Origin of the sequence: Treponema medium (genome assembly GCF_017161265.1) — a bacterium.
GTDB classification, from domain to species: domain Bacteria; phylum Spirochaetota; class Spirochaetia; order Treponematales; family Treponemataceae; genus Treponema; species Treponema medium.
On the sequence record NZ_CP031393.1, the window covers coordinates 2,230,900 to 2,249,794 of the forward strand.

The window sequence follows — 18,895 nt, forward strand, 5'->3', positions numbered from 1 at the left end:
CGTTATGATATAAAGACTTAAATTAAAACTCGCCGGGCATCTCTAAAAATCTAACCGAGTTTTTAGAGATGCCCTACGGCATAACATACTCAAAAAAAACAATATAGACAAGTCGCTCCGGAGTGAAAAGTTGCGAAACAGGGCAACCGCATTAAAAATATTTTTAGCGGTTGCCTTCCTTCTGTGCGAAATTTCATAGGTATAAGGTGAGCGGAGTCATTGTAGATGCTCACCTTAACCGTCAAGTTTTCTTTCGAAAACTTGCATATTGATGCGTGTTGACGCGCACCAATGCAACAGTTTCAAAAATTCATATTTTGTTCAACTGTTGCATTTTAAGGAAATCAACAACCCCGACGCAAGCGTCGGGGTTGTTGTTCTCATAAGGTGGTTGCAGTCGGCTTTAATACCCTTTGTTACGACGCAAGCATCGGGGTATTAAAGCCTCCGCACGAATAAAATTTCGCACATTTTTCCGGCAAGCGGGTAAACACATCAGGTAGAGTAGATAAAAACCGTGGAAAAATTGAGACTGTGAGACCATTTGAACCGCGAAGAGGTTCAACTCTGGTCGAATAGTATCAAATTTTCCGCGGGGTCGCTAAAAAACGAACTGATGTGTTTACCCTAAGTTGACCAAGTTTTATAATTGACGATACCGGCAATAGATGATAGAATTACGTTTATGAAAATGGTTTCCGCCGCAACGGTGTTTCTTGTGGTAAGTATAATATGCTGTTTGTTTTTCGGAATACGGGCAGTAAAGAATAAAAAACGAATGCAATCGGCACGGTTATATAATATTGCGCTGATTGTTATTATGCTCTTTTCTATATCAGCCGCTTTGTTATTTAGATATACGTCTCTTCCCCTTGTGCCAACGGCACTCAGCGCTCTTTGTTTTATACTATTAGTGGTTATTGCGTCAAACGATGCGGTTTACCGGCGGGAATATACAGCACTCAAAACGCAGATGGAGTTGATACAAGAAGAACTGGTTAAGGCACAACGTCCTGATGAAACCGCAATGAGGGCAAAAGAATTATTACCGGTTGGTAACACATTCCTGATAAAAGCTGCCGAAGCGATACGACAGCAAACTGATACGTCCGGTATTCTCGGTTTTATCAATAAAATAATGATCGAACAACTTTTTGCGGATGGAGGTGTCATTCTTACCATCGGTGAATTTGAAGACGTACTCAGCGTTAAAGCGTATAGTGGAAATTATCCGCCGCCGTATAAATTACCCAATGATGTGCCGCACCAGCAAGAACAAGTTGCCACTAATTTTAGATATGCGGAATTTCCACTCAATAATTCATTTTTCGGCGAGGCGGCACGTTCGGCACAATCGATTTTAATTCCGCATGCACAGGAAGATAGTAGAATTGTTATCAACGGAGAAGAACCGTTTCTTATGCCGGGATCATTACTAACCCTTCCGATGGTATATCGAGATACGGTAGCGGGGTTGATTTCTTTATCACGAAGTACCGAGCATGCACCGTTTACAGAATCCGACGTACAGATTGGCGAAATATTGGCCAGCTATGCAACGGCGGCGCTTAGACTGATATATGATTTGCAGGATGAAACGGAATTAAACACTATCGAAAACGAAACTGATATTGCGAGCCGCATTCAAAGAATCTTGCTTCCTAAGAAGCTTGTTGACACGGCGGACTTGAATTTTTCAGTGCTTTTTAATCAGGCGCGAGGCGTTTGTAGTGATTACTATGATATTATTCAGAATCAGAAAGATAGGCTTTTCTGTATTATCGCAGATGTTGCCGGAAAAAGTATTCACGCCTGTATCGTTATGGTAATGCTTCGCTCACTGCTTTATCTTATCACCAATACGGCACAGAATACTCAGAGTATCCTCGATATTTTAAATAAGGGTATTACCGGAAAAATATCGATTGACCACTATGCAAGTATATCGTTATTGGCGTATATTCCTGTAGAGAAAAGTATTGAATATGTAAACGCCGGAACGCAGTCTCTCCTCTTGTGGAAAGATTCGACAAAGAAATTAGTCCGGCTTGAACAAAAATCGGATCCTATCGGTGTGGATAGTAAATCGGTTTATACCTGTAAAAAGATTCCTGTTGAAAAAGGAGATATAGCCGTTTTGTTTACCGACGGTGTTATTGAAACACTCAATGAACGGGGAGAGCCGTTTGGATTAAAAGCTCTTGCGGAGCTTTTGGCTGCAAACGCTGCATTGCCTGCAAAAGCAATTACTGAGAAAATTAATAAGCAAATAAAAACATTTATCGGGAAAACATCACCTCACGATGATCAGACGGTGATGATTATTAAAGTGAAATAGAGGTAAGGAGAACAGAATATGGAACTGAAAATCCGAAAAAACAAGAATATATACATTGTCGATGTAAGCGGAGAAATGGATTTATACAATTCGTATAAACTAAAGGAGTTGATTACAAAGATGCTTGAACGTCAGATTCAATGTATTGTACTCAATCTTGAAGAAGTTGAATATATCGACTCTTCCGGTATCGGCGCATTGATTTATATATGTTCAACCTTAAAAAAGAAAAACTTAAAATTATATATTACCAATATTCATGGTTCGGTAAAAAAAGTTATCGAATTAACAAAGTTGATGGGCTTCTTTCCAATTACCAATAGTTTGGAAGAAGCACTGCAAAAATTAGCCGATAGCCAATAGGAGAATGTTATAATATGATCAAAGAATTACGTGTTGATGGAAATGATCCATTGTTTGATAAGACCGGTATGCTATATAAGGAATTCCCGTCAGATTTTCGGCAAATTCGCTATTTTACTCTGTTGATTGTACAGTCAGCTCCGTTAGAGATTAAAGGAATTAACCTGCTTGAACAGCAAATCAGCGAGATTATCAAAAATGCCGTAAAGCATGGAAATAAATGCGACCCTAAAAAGAAAGTGAAGGTGTGGTACGAATTTAGTCCCGAACATGCACACCTCATCGTAGAAGATGAAGGTTCCGGCTTCAAAGATATAGAAAAATGGAATGAATTTAACCGAAAACGGCTTGAATGTTTGTATAAACAGGATTTTACCAATCTAGGCGATTATGTTTCCTTTAGAACGGCTCAGAGCGATGATAATGACGGTGGAAATGCATTATTTGCTGCCCTTGAGTACTGGAACGGCGGTTTCGTATTCGGTGATAAGCGTAACTCGATTGCGATGCTGAAACAATACCCTAAAAAACGCCACGGTATTGCAATAGAATAAAATAATCACACATCCCCGACGCGAGCATCGGGGGTGTGTTGCCACCTTTCCTTCCGTAAGCCTTTTAAAAATAGCCTGTCCAGAAGTGTACATCCGTGTACACTTTTTTCCGACATATATCCGTGTATGTCGGAAAAAGACGAGTTTTGTACACAAAACTCGCTTCTGATTAACACCCCGCCCATCATCCGTGGGCGTTCTGAACTGTCCTTTTCCGTCAGCCTTTTAAAAATAGCCTGTCCAGAAGTGTACATCCGTGTACACTTCTGGACGCGAGTTTTTGCGTTGCAAAAACATCGCTGCTGCGGGATCCACGGACATCCTTGTCCGTTCTGCAGATACAAGGCGCAAGCACAAATTAACCGCAGGCACGGTAAAAAATGTACGTCCTGTACATTTTTTACCTACGTGTTTGCTGCGCAAACACGCTGCTGCGTAGAACCACCGCCGTCCATGGCGGTTCTGCTACGTTGAGCACTTTCAAAAGCGGCACGGATGCCGCGCGTATTAAGCAGAAACAAGTTTGACACCGGTCAAACTTGTGTTCAGCGAAGTACACGGATGTACTTCGCTGAACGAGCAACGCAGATGCACCGTATATTTCAAAAGGACAAGGGGTTGTATTTCTCATGATACACCCTCTCATATAAAAAACGTTTATCCTCTTCGAAAAGATCTTCAAACACAAAGCCGAGAACAGCACAGTTGCTTTTGGGGAGAAAATGGGAAAATAAGCTGTGTCCTTTGCTATGAATGGTACGGTGAGGAAAATGCAGAACAAATCTGAGCGATTGCCGTTTTCCGATTGAAACGGCATAACGGTCTCTGCATCCGCAGATGAGTATTTTACTGTCTACAAACAACATATACAGCCCGCTTGATGTGTATGGGTTAAACATCATAAACGTTTGCTGCTCAAATTCATGCAACCGGTATAGGAAAAGCGGAAAAATATTCTGTGTTACTGTTTTTTCCGCCGTAAATTGCGCGGCAGTTTGATACGCTGAGGGCAAAAAGTCGGTAAAGGGAGGCAGATGCAGATCTGTGTGGATAATCGAATCGAGGGGAAAATGTTCGTGTTCCTGTGCGGTAATCGGAGGATTATCCGGTATATGAATTTCTGCAAAAACATTATTTTGGGGCTGTTTTTCAGGGTCGTATCTATATGCAATATCGGGAAGCGTTACATAGCAGCTACCGACATCTGCATACACAGCCGTATGAAAGACAATGCTTCGTTTTTTATGATCAAAAAAAACAGAAGTTTTTTTTCCGATAAATTCGGGAAGTACTTGAAAATAGAGCTTGCTGTTTTTTATCGTATAGGATCCGGACGGTACCATATAAAAAAGCACCCCTGATTGCAGAAGGAGCGGAGGTAACTCCTGTAAGAATGCTTCAATGATATAGTCATATTCAATCCGTGAGAGCGGAATCTGCATATTCTGCCCCCTTAAAATCAATATAAGAAATTTTCCATACAGTATCTTCTTTTACTGCGCCGAATTCCATCATAATAAACAAGGGCTGTTCGTTATCGGAAAACAGGTTTGGAACATCAGCTATATTCTCCGGCATTTCTTCGATACCTTCTTTGACATCTTCGGTATCGTTGGTACTTTCAGTAGTTTCCATAGGAAGGGGCGTTTGCTCCGGCTCTCCAATCTGTGCAGTCGCATCTTGTGGTATCACTGCATCTTGATTTTCATTGGGCACTTCTACAGCAACCTGTTTTACAGCAAGCCGCATCAGTATTATTGCGCTACCGTCCTGCTTAAATGATGGGCGCCCATAAAAAGCATAGGAAAAATCCGGAAAATGTTCTATCATAAAACGCCCGAGATGCGGTAAAAAGGCTTTTTGTACAGTGAATACAGCGGGGTCAAGTGATTTTGCCACAATCGCTGCCGTAATGGTATCGCAAAAGCTTAATAAATCTTCCGGAATATTCTGATAGTCCAATATACCAAGCTGCGGTAATGAGGGCAAAATATCTCCGTCATCGATAGTATCTGCATACGGAATAGGCCGACCGCCTTCAATAGTATACGGTTCGGAAATGGGCGGAATGGTCAAATCATCACCCAATGCTTCCCATTGAATGGAGTCAAAATACGCCTTATTTTGATCCCGTAGAGATTCCGAGCAAAGCGGCAGCAGTATCAATAAAAAAAATGCTCCGCACCATTTTTTCCGCACTATTCTATGCCCCCTACATCTTCTACCGATAACCCATAGCACTCTCCGTCCCTATCGGAATTATACGGTTCAATGTGGATCACAATATCATAGACATTTCCGAGAGCATTGCGAATAACAAATGAAGTCTTTTCTGCAATAACATGCGCTTCACTTACCGGCATGGAACCGTCCACCTCGATATCCAAATCGATATCCCACAAATTCGCCATCTTGCGTATCCGCGCCCGATGAGGGTTTTTAACTTCAGGGATGGTGGCTACGGCGCTAAAAAGCTGCTCATAAAGCTGCTTATTGGTATTGCCGTCCATCAATTCAACATTGAGTTCAATAAAGAGTGTAATAGCCGATTTGATAATCCAACAGGAAACCAGCAATGCAACAAGTGGGTCAAAATACGGCGCGTGGAATAATAAAGAAATGATAAATCCGACAAGTACCGATGACGAAATGACGATGTCGTTTACCATATTGCGTGCATTAGCGAGTATCATCAAACTCTGGGCTTTTTTACCAAGGAGATATTGATTAAGCGCGAGGAGGAGCTTACCGGCAATAGATACCGCCGTTACGATTATCGCAATACACTGCGGCATCGGAAGCAATGCTCCCTTATGAACCTGTATCAGTTTATTGATTGAGGCGATAAAGAGTTGAATGCCGGCAAACATAATGATAAATGCCAACACCATAGAAGCAATAGTTTCGGCACGCTGACGCCCCCATGGATAGCGGGAGTCAGACGGCTTATTGATGATAAAGCTGACAAGGACTGCCATCACGGCGATACCGACATCGGTTGCAGTATCGATACCGTCTCCCAGCACCGCAAGACTACCGGTTATAAGACCAACGGTGAGCTTTAGTACGCAAAGCAGTAAATTACCGCCGAGCGCGACAAAAGAGGCGGTACGTACAATCTTGGTGCGTGTATCCTGTATAAGCGTATTTTGATCGGTCGGTTGCATTTAGGCGTAAAACTCTTTAATTGTGTCAGCAATATATTGAATATGTTCTTTTGTGATCCAATAGTGCGTTGCCAATCGGAAATATCCGTCGCGGTCGCACGGATTGATCAAAATATTTTTTCCGTGCATATATTCGACAAAGGCTTCGGTATCCAATTGTGCATCTGTGCTATTTTTGAAAAACACAAAGTTAATGTCCCTGCGATCATGCGCAATATCTATTTTATCAACATCGCTTAAGAGTTTTTCCAACATTCCCGCATTCTGATGGTCGGTATCGAGGCGGTATCGCATCTCTTTTAAAGCGATTAAGCCTGCAGCAGCAAGAATACCTGCCTGTCGCAAACCGCCGCCCATAATCTTGCGGTTCCGGCGCGCTTGGTCGATAAATTTGCGGCTTCCCGCTAAAATAGAGCCGATCGGTGCGCATAATCCTTTGGAAAGGCAGAACATAACAGAATCGACATGCTGTGTCAATTCCTTCGCTTCAACACCTAAAGAAACGGCTGCATTGAACAGACGCGCGCCGTCAAGGTGAACGGGAATATGATAGCGGTTTGCGCATCTCCTCACCTGTTCCATCTGCTCTACCGAAAATACTTTTCCGTTTGAGTGCGCATTTTCCAAACAGATAAGGCTTGTTTTAGGTTCATGAATATCATCCCCAATGCGAACTCGCGGTTCGATTGATTCCGGCAAAAGAATAGAACCGTACGCATCGATCGTTCGCAGTTGTACACCTGCAATAATACTCGCGGCTCCGCTTTCGTGCTGTACGATATGACATTGATCATCTAAAATGACCTCACTACCGCGGGGACAATGCGTGAAAAGCGCCAACTGATTTCCGAATACGCCGGAAGGCACAAAGAGCGCTGCTTCTTTTGCCGTAATACTTGCGGCATATTGTTCCAGTTCCTTAACGGTAGGATCATCTTCATACACATCATCGCCGACCGGAGCTTTCGCCATAGCTTCCCGCATTGCCTCGGTTGGCCACGTAACGGTATCACTGCGTAAATCAATGTAATTCATATATTCAAGTGTATCTCATAACCCCTTCAGATGCAATACAGACATTTTCAATATTCACGATATTTTGTTAAAAGCATTATAAAAGCATTAATAGAAATCTCTAAAAATTCGGCTGGTTGTTAGAGATACCCTATACCCACTTGAAAGATAGCCGCCGAAGCATATACTATAGGTACCTCTAAATGGGGTATCTTGTAAAAAATCGGATTGAATAATGATGGAAGAAAAAACGGAAGCATCGGCGGCGTTTTCGCGGACGCGAGCGGATCACGCAATAGAAATACTGGAAGATTATACGGAAGCTATCGCCAAAATCAGTAACGAAAACGGAAAATGCCGCGTTATGGATCTTGCACGATATTTCGGCGTAAGCCATGTGTCTGTTATTCAGGTGCTGCAACGGTTAAAAGCCAATTATTTGATTGAAAGCGGTACTCATAAACCGATATATCTTACCGAAGAAGGCTGTGCATTAGCACGCGAATGTGCTATCCGGCATGGAATCGTACTTCAATTTTTACTGAAACTCGGCGTAAGCGAAAAAACTGCCCTACTCGATTCCGAAGGATTGGAACATCATATCAGTTCCGAAACATTGGAATGTATGAAGAAGTTTATAGAAAACCTCTAAAAATCGAGATGCTATCGGTAGCATTCAAATCATAGTGGGAACCTCTAAAAACAGAAGTTTTTAGAGGTGAGCTTTGCTCACCGGTTTTCCTTAGATTTATTTGCGATGTATTTTTTATAAATTATTATAATATAACAATTTATAAAAAATACTCGTTATCAGCTTTGTTGATGAGGCATCTTCTAAAAAGCTAACCGAGTTTTTAGAGATGCCCAGTGACAGTCTTGACAAACAACCGTAGCCTGCACTACATTTATAGCAGAAAATATGTAGGATTTACTACATATTTTTAAGCGTTTTATGTAGTATATACTACTAAAAATAGAAATTTTATTCTGGAATAATTTTTCCAAAGGGAGCTTGTATGAAAAATCATACACAATGGGCAACAATTATATTCATAGCGCTAACGTTTATTATCGGTGCAGCCGGTATGATGGGGTGTTCAAAAAAGAATAGTGCGGTTGCAGATAAAGCGAATACAGAACGCCCCAAACGGGTGGTAACGACCTTCACTATTTTGCAGGATATGGCGCAGAATATTGCAGGCGATAAGCTTTTGGTAGAATCAATTACCAAGCCGGGGGCGGAAATTCACGAATATGAGCCGACTCCGCTTGATATTGTGAAGGCTCAATCTGCTGATTTGGTTCTGCGCAATGGTTTGGGGCTTGAACGCTGGTTTGAAAAATTTATGGGCAATGTAAAAGATGTACCGAGCGTTACGCTCAGTGACGGGATTGAACCGATGGGTATTGGGGAAGGACCGTACAACGGGATGCCGAACCCGCATTCGTGGATGTCGCCGAAAAATGCACTCATCTATGTGGAAAATATCCGGAAAGCCTTTGTGAGTTTAGACCCTGCAAATGCGGAGACCTATAATGCCAATGCAGCTGCGTACAGCGAAAGCATCAAAAAGATCGATACGTTCTTGACTGAAAAGCTTTCCGAAATTCCCGAATCGCAACGCTGGCTGGTCACTTGCGAAGGAGCTTTTTCGTATCTTATCCGCGACTGTAATATGAAAGAACTGTACCTGTGGCCGGTCAACGCCGATGAAGAAGGCAGCCCACAGCAAATTCAAAAGGTTGTCGATACCATTCGGCTGCATCATATTCCCGTTGCCTTTTCCGAAAGCACCATCAGCAATAAGCCGCAGCTGCAAGTTTGTAAGGAAACCGGAGCCTATTACGGCGGTGTGTTATATGTCGATTCGTTAACCTACGAAGACGGAGATGCCCCGACGTATCTCAAGATGCTGGAATACAATGCGGAAGCAATAGTGAAGGGATTTCAGGATAGTCTTGCACGGTAATCCGCAGAGATTTAGATAAACGGTGATGGCGGATGTACGGAAATATGCCCGCTGCAATATCGGGCTAATCAACAACCCCGACGCAAGCGTCGGGGTACAGTGCTCAATGTTTCGCACTGTATGTTCTATAAGGTGGTTGCAGTCGGCTTTAATACCCTTTGTTACGACGCAAGCGTCGGGGTATTAAACCCTCCGCACGAATAATAAGGAAAGAATTATGGACGGTAAGCAGGAATATCCCGTTGAACTTACAGTAAAGGATGTCAGTGTTGCGTACAATAATGGACATGTAGCCTTGCACAATGCTTCCTTTTCCCTGCAAAGGGGGACGATTACCGCATTGGTCGGGGTAAACGGCAGCGGAAAGTCCACGCTTTTTAAGACAATCATGGGCTTTATTAAACCGATGAGCGGATATGTAACCATCTGCGGAAAACCGATTGGTATGGCACAAAAACAGCACTTACTTGCATACGTGCCGCAGTCTGAAGATGTGGACTGGTCGTTTCCGGTTAGTGTGTGGGATGTGGTGATGATGGGGCGGTACGGCTATATGAATTTTCTCCGTATTCCGAGCAAAAAGGATAAAGAAATGGCCGAGCGCAGCTTAGAGCGGGTACAGATGGTCGATTTTAAAGACCGTCAGATCGGCGAACTTTCAGGCGGGCAAAAAAAGCGGGTATTTCTGGCACGGGCGCTTGCGCAGCAGGGAAAAATCATATTGCTCGATGAGCCGTTTACCGGAGTTGATGTTAAAACGGAAACAGCGATTATCGAGCTGCTGCGTGAGCTCAAAAACGAAGGGCATCTGATCTTTGTTTCTACACACGATTTAGGTTCCATCCCTGAGTTTTGCGACCATGTTGTAATCATCAATCGGACGGTGATTGCTTCCGGTGCGACGGAAACAACCTTTACCGCTGAAAACCTGATCAAAGCATTCGGAGGAGCGCTGCGAAGTATTAAGATTGATCATACCGACAACCCGGACGAAAGCTCGCACGAAATAAGGGTATTCACCGACGATGAAGGCGCGTTAATTACCAAGCAGGAGGGCAAACCGTACCTCAAGGGCATAAGAAATGTTGTTGAGTAGTGGCGGTTTTGAAAAAGCAACCGCGCCCGATATATTTAAAGCGGTTGCGTTCCTTTCTGTGGAAAATTTTATTAAAAATTTTCCACAGTTTATTTTGAAGAGAAAGGCAAACACATTAGACAAATATATAAAAATCGCAGAATAATGGAGGTTGTGAGACCATTTGAGGCTGTCCAAAAACTTCAGCTTTTGGACAGCTTCCTTAGATTTAGATGCGACGTTTAAAATTAAGTCATTGCTGTATAAAGACTTAATTTTAAACTCGACGGGGATTTCCCGAAAGTAACCAACTTTTGGGAAATCCCCAACTCTGGTCGAACAGCCCCATTATTCTGCGGGGTGTTAAAAAAATAGTCTGATGCGTTTGCCTTGATGGAGTGATATGTTATTGATTCCTTTTCAGTATGAGTACATGGTGAAAGCGATTTTGGTGAGCGGAGGTGTCGGCGGGGTGTGCGCCCTGCTGTCATGCTTTGTTGTGCTGAAAGGCTGGTCGCTTTTGGGAGATGCGCTGTCCCATGCGGTGGTGCCGGGAGTCGCAGTTGCTTACATTATCGGTATTCCGTTTTCAGTCGGCGCGTTTATCAGCGGAATGCTTGCGGCATTGGTTATGGGCTTTGTTAAAAACAAGACCCGGATTCGCGAAGATGCAGTTATCGGTATTGTCTATACCACGTTTTTTGCGCTCGGTGTGCTGCTGATCTCACTGTACCCAAGTAACATCAGCCTTACGACAATCATTATGGGAAATATTCTCGGTATTGCCGACAGAGATATTGTGCAAACGCTGATTATTGCAGGCGGAAGTCTTATCATCATTTTGCTGAAATGGAAAGATTTGCGGCTTTTCTCTTTTGATCCGTCGCACGCCCGCTCGATAGGACTGAACACCAATGCGCTCTACCTGTTGCTGCTCACTCTTCTTGCGGTTACGGCGATTGCGGCGCTGCAAACGGTAGGCAGTGTGCTGGTTGTGGCAATGCTGGTAACGCCGGGTGCTGCCGCATATCTGCTCACAGACAGATTTCCGATAATGATGGGGCTTGCGGCGGTCATCGGGACACTCACTGCTTCAGCAGGAGCCTATATCAGCTATTATCTGAACGGCTCGGCAGGCGGGTGTATTGTTGCGCTGCAATTCTTTTTATTTTTGGCCATTTTGTTCTTTGCGCCGCATCACGGCATCATCTCCGCGCGGCGGACGGCAGCACGTTCGATAAAAGCATTTTTTGGGCAAAAGAATGAGGTTTGTGCCTCTGTGTAATAGCACCGCAGAGGCACAACGGACGCAAAACTGAGGAGAGGTCTATGTGGTTAATGTCGGTTTTAGAGCCGTTTACGTATGGATTTATGATAAAGGCGCTCGTAATAGCGGCGTTGGTTGGGGGTGTTTGCGCCCTTATTTCGTGTTATCTGATCTTAAAGGGCTGGTCGCTGATGGGGGATGCGATTTCTCATGCGGTGCTGCCGGGAATTGTAGGGGCGTATCTTTTGCATATTCCGCTTGGGGTTGGGGCGTTTACGGCGGGGCTATTGAATGCGGCTGCGACGGGGTGGATAAAAGACCGGAGCCGTATCCATGAAGATTCGGTGATGGGGGTGGTGTTTACGGGGCTGATGGCGATCGGGCTGATTTTGGTGACGAAGGTGAGTTCGAACATTCACTTTATGCATATTTTGTTCGGGAGCCTTTTGGGAATCGAACGAGGCGATATGATACAGGCGATTGTGTGTTCGGTGGTGACGCTGGTTGTGGTGCTTATGAAACGGAAGGATATTCTGCTGTACTTGTTTGATAAAAACCATGCGCAGGCGGTGGGCTTGAATGTGCAGGCTATTCATTACCTGTTCCTTTCGCTGACGGCGCTGACCATTGTTGCATCGCTGCAGGCGGCGGGGATTTTGCTGACAGTTGCGATGCTGATTATCCCCGGCTGTATTGCATATCTTTTGACGGACAGGCTGAACCGGATGCTCCTTATTTCCGCTTGCTCCGCTGTGATGAGTTCTTTGATTGGTACTTACGTGAGTTATTACCTGAACGGAGCAACCGGCGCCTGTATCATTTTAACGGAGTCGTTCTTTTTTGCCTGCGCGATGGTGTTTGCTCCTAAATACGGTATGTTGGCACACCGCCGGGCAGCGCGGAAAGCACGTTTAGCGCTCGCTTAGGACTCGCTTAGTGCTTCAAAAAGCGCAAAGGGAGATCGATATCGCTCCATTCTTCTTCAGTCATTACGGTTATCCCATTTTTCATAAGTAAACCTGCCGTTTTCCCGTTTCCTGCAGTGAGTATTCCGGAAAAAGTCCCGTCATAAACCAAACCTTTTCCGCATGAAGGGGAACGAGCTTTTAGCAGGGCATCTGTACAACCATACTGCTGTGCTATTTCTAAAACTACAGCAGCACCTTTTTCAAATGCTTCGGTTACGTCATCGCCGTCACTGTTGATGACTTTTCCTGCTTTTATTTCTGCTGCCGAACGCGGTGTCGGTAAGCCTCCAAGCTGCTCCGGACAGACAGGTATTGCTTTTCCTTCTTTTACAAGCTGCTGCACGACAGGATTTATTGCTTTCTTTCCGTCATACCTACAGGGGAATCCTGCAAGGCAGGCGCTTACAATGAGCATAAGCGAAACGCTCCTCTTCACAGGTATATATCATAATTCCTGCATTTTCGGCGCTTCCGATAATGCAGGTAGCGCTGTTTTAACTACCCTTCCTGCGGTTCCGTAGACACGGCGGGAAGTAAGGTGATGGTTGTTGCCGGAATCGCCGCTCTGTCGTTTTGAATGCTTATCGTAAGTGTATTTCCGTCCGTGCCGATGACAGCGGTTGTATCCGGCGTAAACTCCCCCGCAATGATTTTGACGGCGAGGACATCTTCTATTTCGGTTTGCAACAGCCTGCGCATCGGACGGGCGCCGAGCAATGGATCATAGCCGTGCTTTATACAATAGGCGCGGGCATTATCAGTGATTCTAAGCTGTAACTGTTTTGCAGCGAGGCGGCCTGTCAATTTGGAAAGCTCCAACTCGAAAATAGCCTCTATCTCTTTTTCTGAAAGCGGAGTAAAGACAATCAGCGAATCGAGTCGGTTTAAAAACTCCGGACTAAAGATTTTTTTTGCTTCCAGTTCTGCAGACTTCTTCATGCTCTGATAGTCGATGGTGCGGTTTTCTTCCCGTGCAAAGCCGAGCGGTTCGTCCATCAAATTTCGCGTGCCGACATTGCCGGTAAGAATGATCACCGTATTCCGAAAGCTCACTGTATGGCCGAGGCTGTCCCGCAGTTCCCCCTCCTCCAGCACCTGTAATAACAGGTTAAAGACATCGGGGTGTGCTTTTTCGATTTCATCAAACAGGATAACCGAATACGGATTCCGTCTGATTTTTTCCGTCAGCATTCCGCCGTTTTCAAAACCGATGTACCCCGGAGGCGCTCCGACCAACCGTGCAACGGCATGCTTTTCCATGTAATCGCTCATATCGACCCTGATAAGGGATTCCGCAGAGCCGAAGAGGAATTCGGCAAGCGCCTTTGCGAGCAGCGTCTTCCCTACCCCTGTCGGTCCTAAAAAGAGGAACGAGCCGATAGGCCGGTCAGCCGATGCAATTCCTGCGCGGGAACGGCGCAGCGCATTTGCGATAATACCGATTGCCTCATCCTGTCCGATAATAGTTTTGTGCAGCTCTTTTTCGGTTTCGGCAAGACGCTTTGCTTCGTCGGAGCCGACACTCTTGAGCGGAATATCCGTCATTAAAGAGACGGTTTCGGCAATGTCGGCAGGGTCTACTTCAAGCATTGTTTCGTTTTCTTGGTTCAACCAGCGCATTTTGATTTTTTCCAGCTGAACTTTTAAGAGTTTTACTTCGTCGCGCACGACAGCTGCCCGTTCATAATCCTGTACTGCAACCAAGTCCTTCTTTTCGCCGGCAAGCTCCGCAATCCGCTGTTCGATGGTCGTGATATTTTGAGGCAGCTCGGTAGTATCCATTTTCTTCAAAGCGCCCGCCTCGTCCATCACGTCGATTGCCTTATCGGGGAAGAAACGGTCGGGGATATAGCGGGACGAAAGCTCTACAATCTTTTTAATGGTTTCGTCGGAATAATGAACATGGTGATGCTGCTCATACTTTGCTTTAAGCCCTCCGAGAATCGCACAGGTTTCTTCCTTTGTCGGCTCTTTAATCAGCACGGACTGAAAGCGCCGCTCAAGGGCGGAATCTTTTTCAAAATACTTGCGGTATTCGTCAAGCGTTGTTGCACCGATACACTGTATTTCTCCGCGGGCAAGCGCCGGCTTCAGGATATTAGCCGCATCGAGCGCACCCTGAGAGCCGCCGGTACCGATGAGGGTATGCAGCTCGTCGATAAATAGAATGATATTTTTAGCCTCGCTGACTTCTTTGATGATGCGCTTGATGCGTTCCTCAAACTGTCCGCGGTATTTGGTGCCGGCAATGACGGAGGCAAGATCGAGCGATATAACCCGCTTCCCGAACAGCGAGCGAGGTACCTGCTCATTCACAATCGCCGCCGCGAGCCCTTCGACGATCGAGGTTTTTCCGACGCCGGGTTCTCCGATTAAGACGGGATTATTCTTGCTGCGGCGGGATAAAATCTGCATCACACGGCGCATTTCCCGTTCTCTACCGATCACGGGATCGAGGAGGCCTTCGCGGGTTATCTGCGTGAGGTCTCTGCTGAATTCGGATAATATACTGTGTTTCTTTTTTTCCTGCGGCTGTTTATCACGCCGAGTATCCGTACCGCGCAGTTGATTCAGTGTCTGCTGCACATCATCGAGAAAAATCCCCTGCTGTAAAAAGAAATGCGCAAGAATACTCTCTTGTATCTGAGCAAAGGCCAGAATAAGATGCTCCGTTCCGGCGGCTTCCTGCTGTAGTATCCGGGCTTGAGCGGCAGCGGTATCGACAAGCTGTTTGACCCTATTTGATGAAGGAATTTCTCCCCTCACCGGCTCGCCTTCCCGTATCGGCGTACTTTGCTCCAGCCGCAGCTGCAGTGTCAAAAAATTGACATGGAGATTCTCCAATAAGCGGTATCCGCGCCCCAGTTTTTTTGTGATGAGCGCAAGCAGTATATGTTCAGGTTCTACCGTGTCGGCATTCACTCGCCGAGCTTCTTGCTGGCTAAAAACCGTCAACAATTCATAAAGATTCTGTGAAAGAGTATGCATAGTATGTCTCCTGTTTCTACAGTCCGTTTTTTGCGGAGTTTTGTATCCGCAGCTCAGCCCGTTTTAAGATCTCCTGTACTAAAATCGCGCGGATACGCTCAATACGAAGTTCATCCAGCTGAAAGGGTTCTTCAAGATGAAACGTACCGTTCAACATCAAAAAGGCGATATGGGCGGTTTGAGTTTGATACAGAAGCGCAAGACAGGCTTCCGGACTTAAACCTTCGATAAAGCCGAGATTGATGCCGAGTTTTATCTTGAATACAAGGTCTATTGTATCTTTTACATCGAGCAAGTATGCATTTTTCGCAATACTAAACGCCTTAATGACATCATCTTGAATACGCCACAGCTGCGTTTTTACCAATGAATCCCGCAATTCCCGCTCTTCATTGATGAGTTCCCGAATCGCAGACGTTATCATACTGATTTGCACCTCATCGGTATAGCCCGCGGCGCTTTTAGTAGAAATGAGGTACAAATAACCGAGCAGCCGTTTAGTATTCTGTGCATAATAGGCGTGTACTTCAAAATTTTGCTTTGTAAGCGCCTCTATCTTTCCCTGTATTTTGTTCGTCAGCGAATGACCGGGCAGCGAACACAAAACCGAACATTTAATCCCGCTCCCGATATTCATCACATCCGAAGATAAATACCCGAAATCCTGCACTGCGCTGAACTCCAGCGTTTCAGCCAATGTATCGATGATATTCTTTCCCAGCATAAAGCATTTTTGAAGTTCAAAACCCGCATAGAATGCTGAAAGCCTAATATGATCTTTCACATTCACAGTTGCCGAAAGAATACCATCGTCACGGACAATAACCCCCGTACCGAAATTTCGCTCCAGATTGGCAGGAATGATATTCCGCTCTTCAAAAATCTTTTTTGCTATTGCATCCAAGGTATCGAGCCGGATGGGATGAAAACCGTTGGAAGGAGGCAGATCTTGAAATGCAGATACGACAGTCCGGTATACCGTTTCCGCATCTTCTTTTCCGAGTGTCGGAGGAAAGCGGTAGTTCTTTAAATTCCGTACAATACGTACCCTCGAAGAAAGAACCGTATCGTTGTCGTTTCCGGAATAGGTATACCATGCATTCGAAGCGGCAAACATACTAGGATGACACCTCCTGTTCTTTTATCTTATCGCGGAGGTATGCTGCCAGTTCATACTCTTCATTTTCTACCGCCTTTTGCAGTTCCTCTTCAAGATGTTGCAACGAAACTGCCGTGCCCGAAAACGTTTCCGGCTGAGGGGGGAGATTTCCTGCATAAAAGACCTCTCCGGAAGTTTCTTGCATAAGTTTTAGTACGGTATCGCGGAAATAAAAAAAACAGCGAGGGCAGCCGAGGATTTTCTTTTCTTTGACACGGCTGAGCGGCATTCCGCAATCGGGACACGCCAGAGGGTGAACACTATCCCTTGCCTCTTCCGAAGTTTCTAATTGAGGTATAAGCCCGTCAAAAATAGCTTTAAGCGAAAGATGCATTTCCTTGTTACCGGAATAAAGATGGTGCCTTTTAACGCATGCCCTGCAAATATACAGTTCTTTAGCCTTTCCGTCTATAATTTGCCGCACGAGCATAGAGGCATTATGCTTTCCGCATATCTGACATATCATGCTGCACTACTCCTCAAGGTGATGTTATTTCCTTGCATATACGCTAGAAGCATACAGGCAATGATTGATAAAATCAAGGAGCCGGCAGTATTAAGGTTTTAATTGCTTCGCTATGCTGAGGGTTTTTCGTTTATTTCGCGAGATGCGGTATGCCGTTGGCGCTTACGGACAAAGGTCGCATGAGACATTCCAAGACTTTCCGCCGCAAGCCGCACATTACCGTAGGTTTTATACGCAAAATCGATATATTCTGCTTCTATATCCGCAAGCGCAGCCTTTAAATTGTGTACGCTATCAGGCTGCTTTACCGGTATGTACAAAGGTTCTGCCTGCTGTTTACAGGGAGTAATAAACGTATTCATAGCCGTAATCTCGTCGCTGTCGGTAACGATAACCGCACGTTCCACAATATTCCGCAGCTCGCGGATGTTTCCCGGCCACTCGTACTCAACCATCAGCCGGAGCGCCGCATCAGAAAAGTATTTACGGAATGCATATTTCCGATTGAGCTGTTCAAGGAACAGCTCCGCCAGCGGGATAATATCGTTGCGGCGTTCGCGGAGCGGCGGAATGTGCAGCGGAAACACCATCATCCGGTAATACAGGTCTTTGCGGAACTTCTTTTTTTTGACCATTTCCTCTAAGTTACGGTTTGTCGCCGCAATGACACGTATATCTACCGGAATGGGTTTTGTACCGCCGATACGCTTTACCTCATGTTCTTGCAAAACCCGCAACAGCTTTACCTGCATATTCAGGGGCAGCTCACCGATTTCATCGAGGAAGATGGTTCCTTGATCGGCAACCTCAAAAAGCCCTGCCTTGCCGTTCTTATCAGCACCGGTAAAAGCGCCCCGTTCATAGCCGAATAGCTCGCTTTCTATCAGATTTGCGGGAATAGCGCCGCAGTTCACACTGATAAACGATTTTTTATTACGGCGGCTTTGGCTATGGACATATTGGGCAAATACCTCTTTACCGACACCTGTTTCACCGCTGATCATCACCGTTGTATCAAGCGGAGCAACCTTATCCGCCATACGGATAAGGGAAAGCGTTACCTTATCGGCGGCAATAAAATCCGTTTTATCGAGGAATTGAGTTCTGATATGCTCCAATTCTTTATGCAGGCGCAGCCGTTCCTCGTTCCGGAATTCTATTTCTTCCCTCAGATGATGAATTTCAGTCATATCCCGGACATTAGTAATTACCATTTCGATCTTATTGTTCGGGCCGAATACCGGCGTACTGGTAATCAGTGCCTGACGCCCTGTACTGAATTTTTGCCGGAGCGTTACCGGCTTACCTGTCCGGATTGCGATTAAAGAACCCGACTGAGAGATAGTACCGCCCTCTTCAAGCTGCTTCATATTACAGCCCATGATATCGTCGCGAGAAATACCGGTAATCACTTCATAAGCTTTATTTGCCCGCAACGTATTGGCATCTCCGTCAGTGATGTAAATACCGTCAAACATATTTTCAATAATGGAATCAAGCTGTTTTTCCGCATCCAAGCGGATCGGACAAGAATCTTTTCTCAAACATTCATACTCAGCCATCTGC

The 18,895-nt window shown here is 45.1% G+C and carries 17 protein-coding genes; 8 read left to right on the top strand and 9 right to left on the bottom strand.

Annotated features, from left to right (window positions below):
• The first annotated feature begins 685 nt into the window (after window positions 1-685).
• The 3 genes from DWB79_RS09730 to DWB79_RS09740 are packed head-to-tail and all read left to right on the top strand — an operon-like array spanning window position 686 to window position 3,255.
• A complete protein-coding gene (locus DWB79_RS09730) occupies window positions 686-2,338 on the top strand; it encodes a PP2C family protein-serine/threonine phosphatase (protein ID WP_016523868.1) in 1,653 nt (550 codons plus the stop codon).
• An 18-nt stretch (window positions 2,339-2,356) separates the two neighbouring features.
• Window positions 2,357-2,701: an anti-sigma factor antagonist gene (locus DWB79_RS09735; protein WP_016523869.1), complete on the top strand. Its 345-nt coding sequence runs from the start codon at window positions 2,357-2,359 to the stop codon at window positions 2,699-2,701.
• Between the two features lie 14 nt (window positions 2,702-2,715).
• Entirely contained in the window at window positions 2,716-3,255 is a 540-nt protein-coding gene (locus tag DWB79_RS09740) for an ATP-binding protein (RefSeq protein WP_016523870.1), read from the top strand.
• A 602-nt stretch (window positions 3,256-3,857) separates the two neighbouring features.
• Here DWB79_RS09740 and DWB79_RS09745 read toward each other — a convergent pair.
• Genes DWB79_RS09745 through ltaE form a run of 4 tightly spaced genes read right to left on the bottom strand, consistent with a single transcriptional unit; the run spans window position 3,858 to window position 7,457 of the window.
• Window positions 3,858-4,697 (bottom strand): hypothetical protein, encoded by an 840-nt coding sequence (locus tag DWB79_RS09745; RefSeq protein ID WP_016523872.1) that lies wholly within the window; start codon window positions 4,695-4,697, stop codon window positions 3,858-3,860.
• On the bottom strand, window positions 4,672-5,454 hold the full coding sequence (locus tag DWB79_RS09750; RefSeq protein ID WP_016523873.1) for a hypothetical protein: 783 nt from the start codon (window positions 5,452-5,454) through the stop codon (window positions 4,672-4,674). Before DWB79_RS09750 ends, DWB79_RS09745 begins: the two co-directional genes overlap by 26 nt.
• The gene (locus DWB79_RS09755; protein WP_016523874.1) at window positions 5,454-6,422 is read right to left on the bottom strand and encodes a cation diffusion facilitator family transporter; all 969 of its coding nucleotides are present in this window, start codon (window positions 6,420-6,422) and stop codon (window positions 5,454-5,456) included. Before DWB79_RS09755 ends, DWB79_RS09750 begins: the two co-directional genes overlap by 1 nt.
• Entirely contained in the window at window positions 6,423-7,457 is a 1,035-nt protein-coding gene (ltaE, locus tag DWB79_RS09760; protein ID WP_016523875.1) for a low-specificity L-threonine aldolase, read from the bottom strand. It lies immediately after the preceding gene.
• Between the two features lie 214 nt (window positions 7,458-7,671).
• Here ltaE and DWB79_RS09765 point away from each other — a divergent pair, with 214 nt between their 5' ends.
• From DWB79_RS09765 to DWB79_RS09785, 5 genes are all read left to right on the top strand, one after another.
• Window positions 7,672-8,088 (top strand): iron dependent repressor, metal binding and dimerization domain protein, encoded by a 417-nt coding sequence (locus DWB79_RS09765; protein ID WP_040859208.1) that lies wholly within the window; start codon window positions 7,672-7,674, stop codon window positions 8,086-8,088.
• A 364-nt stretch (window positions 8,089-8,452) separates the two neighbouring features.
• On the top strand, window positions 8,453-9,406 hold the full coding sequence (locus DWB79_RS09770) for a metal ABC transporter substrate-binding protein (RefSeq protein ID WP_016523877.1): 954 nt from the start codon (window positions 8,453-8,455) through the stop codon (window positions 9,404-9,406).
• Between the two features lie 217 nt (window positions 9,407-9,623).
• Window positions 9,624-10,502 (top strand): metal ABC transporter ATP-binding protein, encoded by an 879-nt coding sequence (locus DWB79_RS09775; RefSeq protein ID WP_016523878.1) that lies wholly within the window; start codon window positions 9,624-9,626, stop codon window positions 10,500-10,502.
• A gap of 382 nt (window positions 10,503-10,884) precedes the next feature.
• Complete coding sequence (locus tag DWB79_RS09780; protein ID WP_016523880.1) at window positions 10,885-11,766, top strand: metal ABC transporter permease; 882 nt, start codon at window positions 10,885-10,887, stop codon at window positions 11,764-11,766.
• A gap of 44 nt (window positions 11,767-11,810) precedes the next feature.
• A complete protein-coding gene (locus tag DWB79_RS09785; RefSeq protein ID WP_016523881.1) occupies window positions 11,811-12,674 on the top strand; it encodes a metal ABC transporter permease in 864 nt (287 codons plus the stop codon).
• Between the two features lie 7 nt (window positions 12,675-12,681).
• Here the strand turns inward: DWB79_RS09785 and DWB79_RS09790 are convergent, their stop codons facing one another.
• From DWB79_RS09790 to DWB79_RS09810, 5 genes are all read right to left on the bottom strand, one after another.
• Entirely contained in the window at window positions 12,682-13,131 is a 450-nt protein-coding gene (locus tag DWB79_RS09790; RefSeq protein WP_016523882.1) for a 2-thiouracil desulfurase family protein, read from the bottom strand.
• Window positions 13,132-13,214: 83 nt separating this feature from the next.
• Complete coding sequence (locus tag DWB79_RS09795) at window positions 13,215-15,704, bottom strand: ATP-dependent Clp protease ATP-binding subunit (protein ID WP_016523883.1); 2,490 nt, start codon at window positions 15,702-15,704, stop codon at window positions 13,215-13,217.
• A 16-nt stretch (window positions 15,705-15,720) separates the two neighbouring features.
• Window positions 15,721-16,821, bottom strand: a complete 1,101-nt coding sequence (locus DWB79_RS09800) for a hypothetical protein (RefSeq protein WP_016523884.1) — start codon at window positions 16,819-16,821, stop codon at window positions 15,721-15,723.
• 1 nt (window position 16,822) lies between these two features.
• Window positions 16,823-17,329: a UvrB/UvrC motif-containing protein gene (locus tag DWB79_RS09805; RefSeq protein WP_016523885.1), complete on the bottom strand. Its 507-nt coding sequence runs from the start codon at window positions 17,327-17,329 to the stop codon at window positions 16,823-16,825.
• A 110-nt stretch (window positions 17,330-17,439) separates the two neighbouring features.
• Window positions 17,440-18,891 (bottom strand): sigma-54 interaction domain-containing protein, encoded by a 1,452-nt coding sequence (locus tag DWB79_RS09810; protein ID WP_016523886.1) that lies wholly within the window; start codon window positions 18,889-18,891, stop codon window positions 17,440-17,442.
• Window positions 18,892-18,895: the final 4 nt, after the last annotated feature.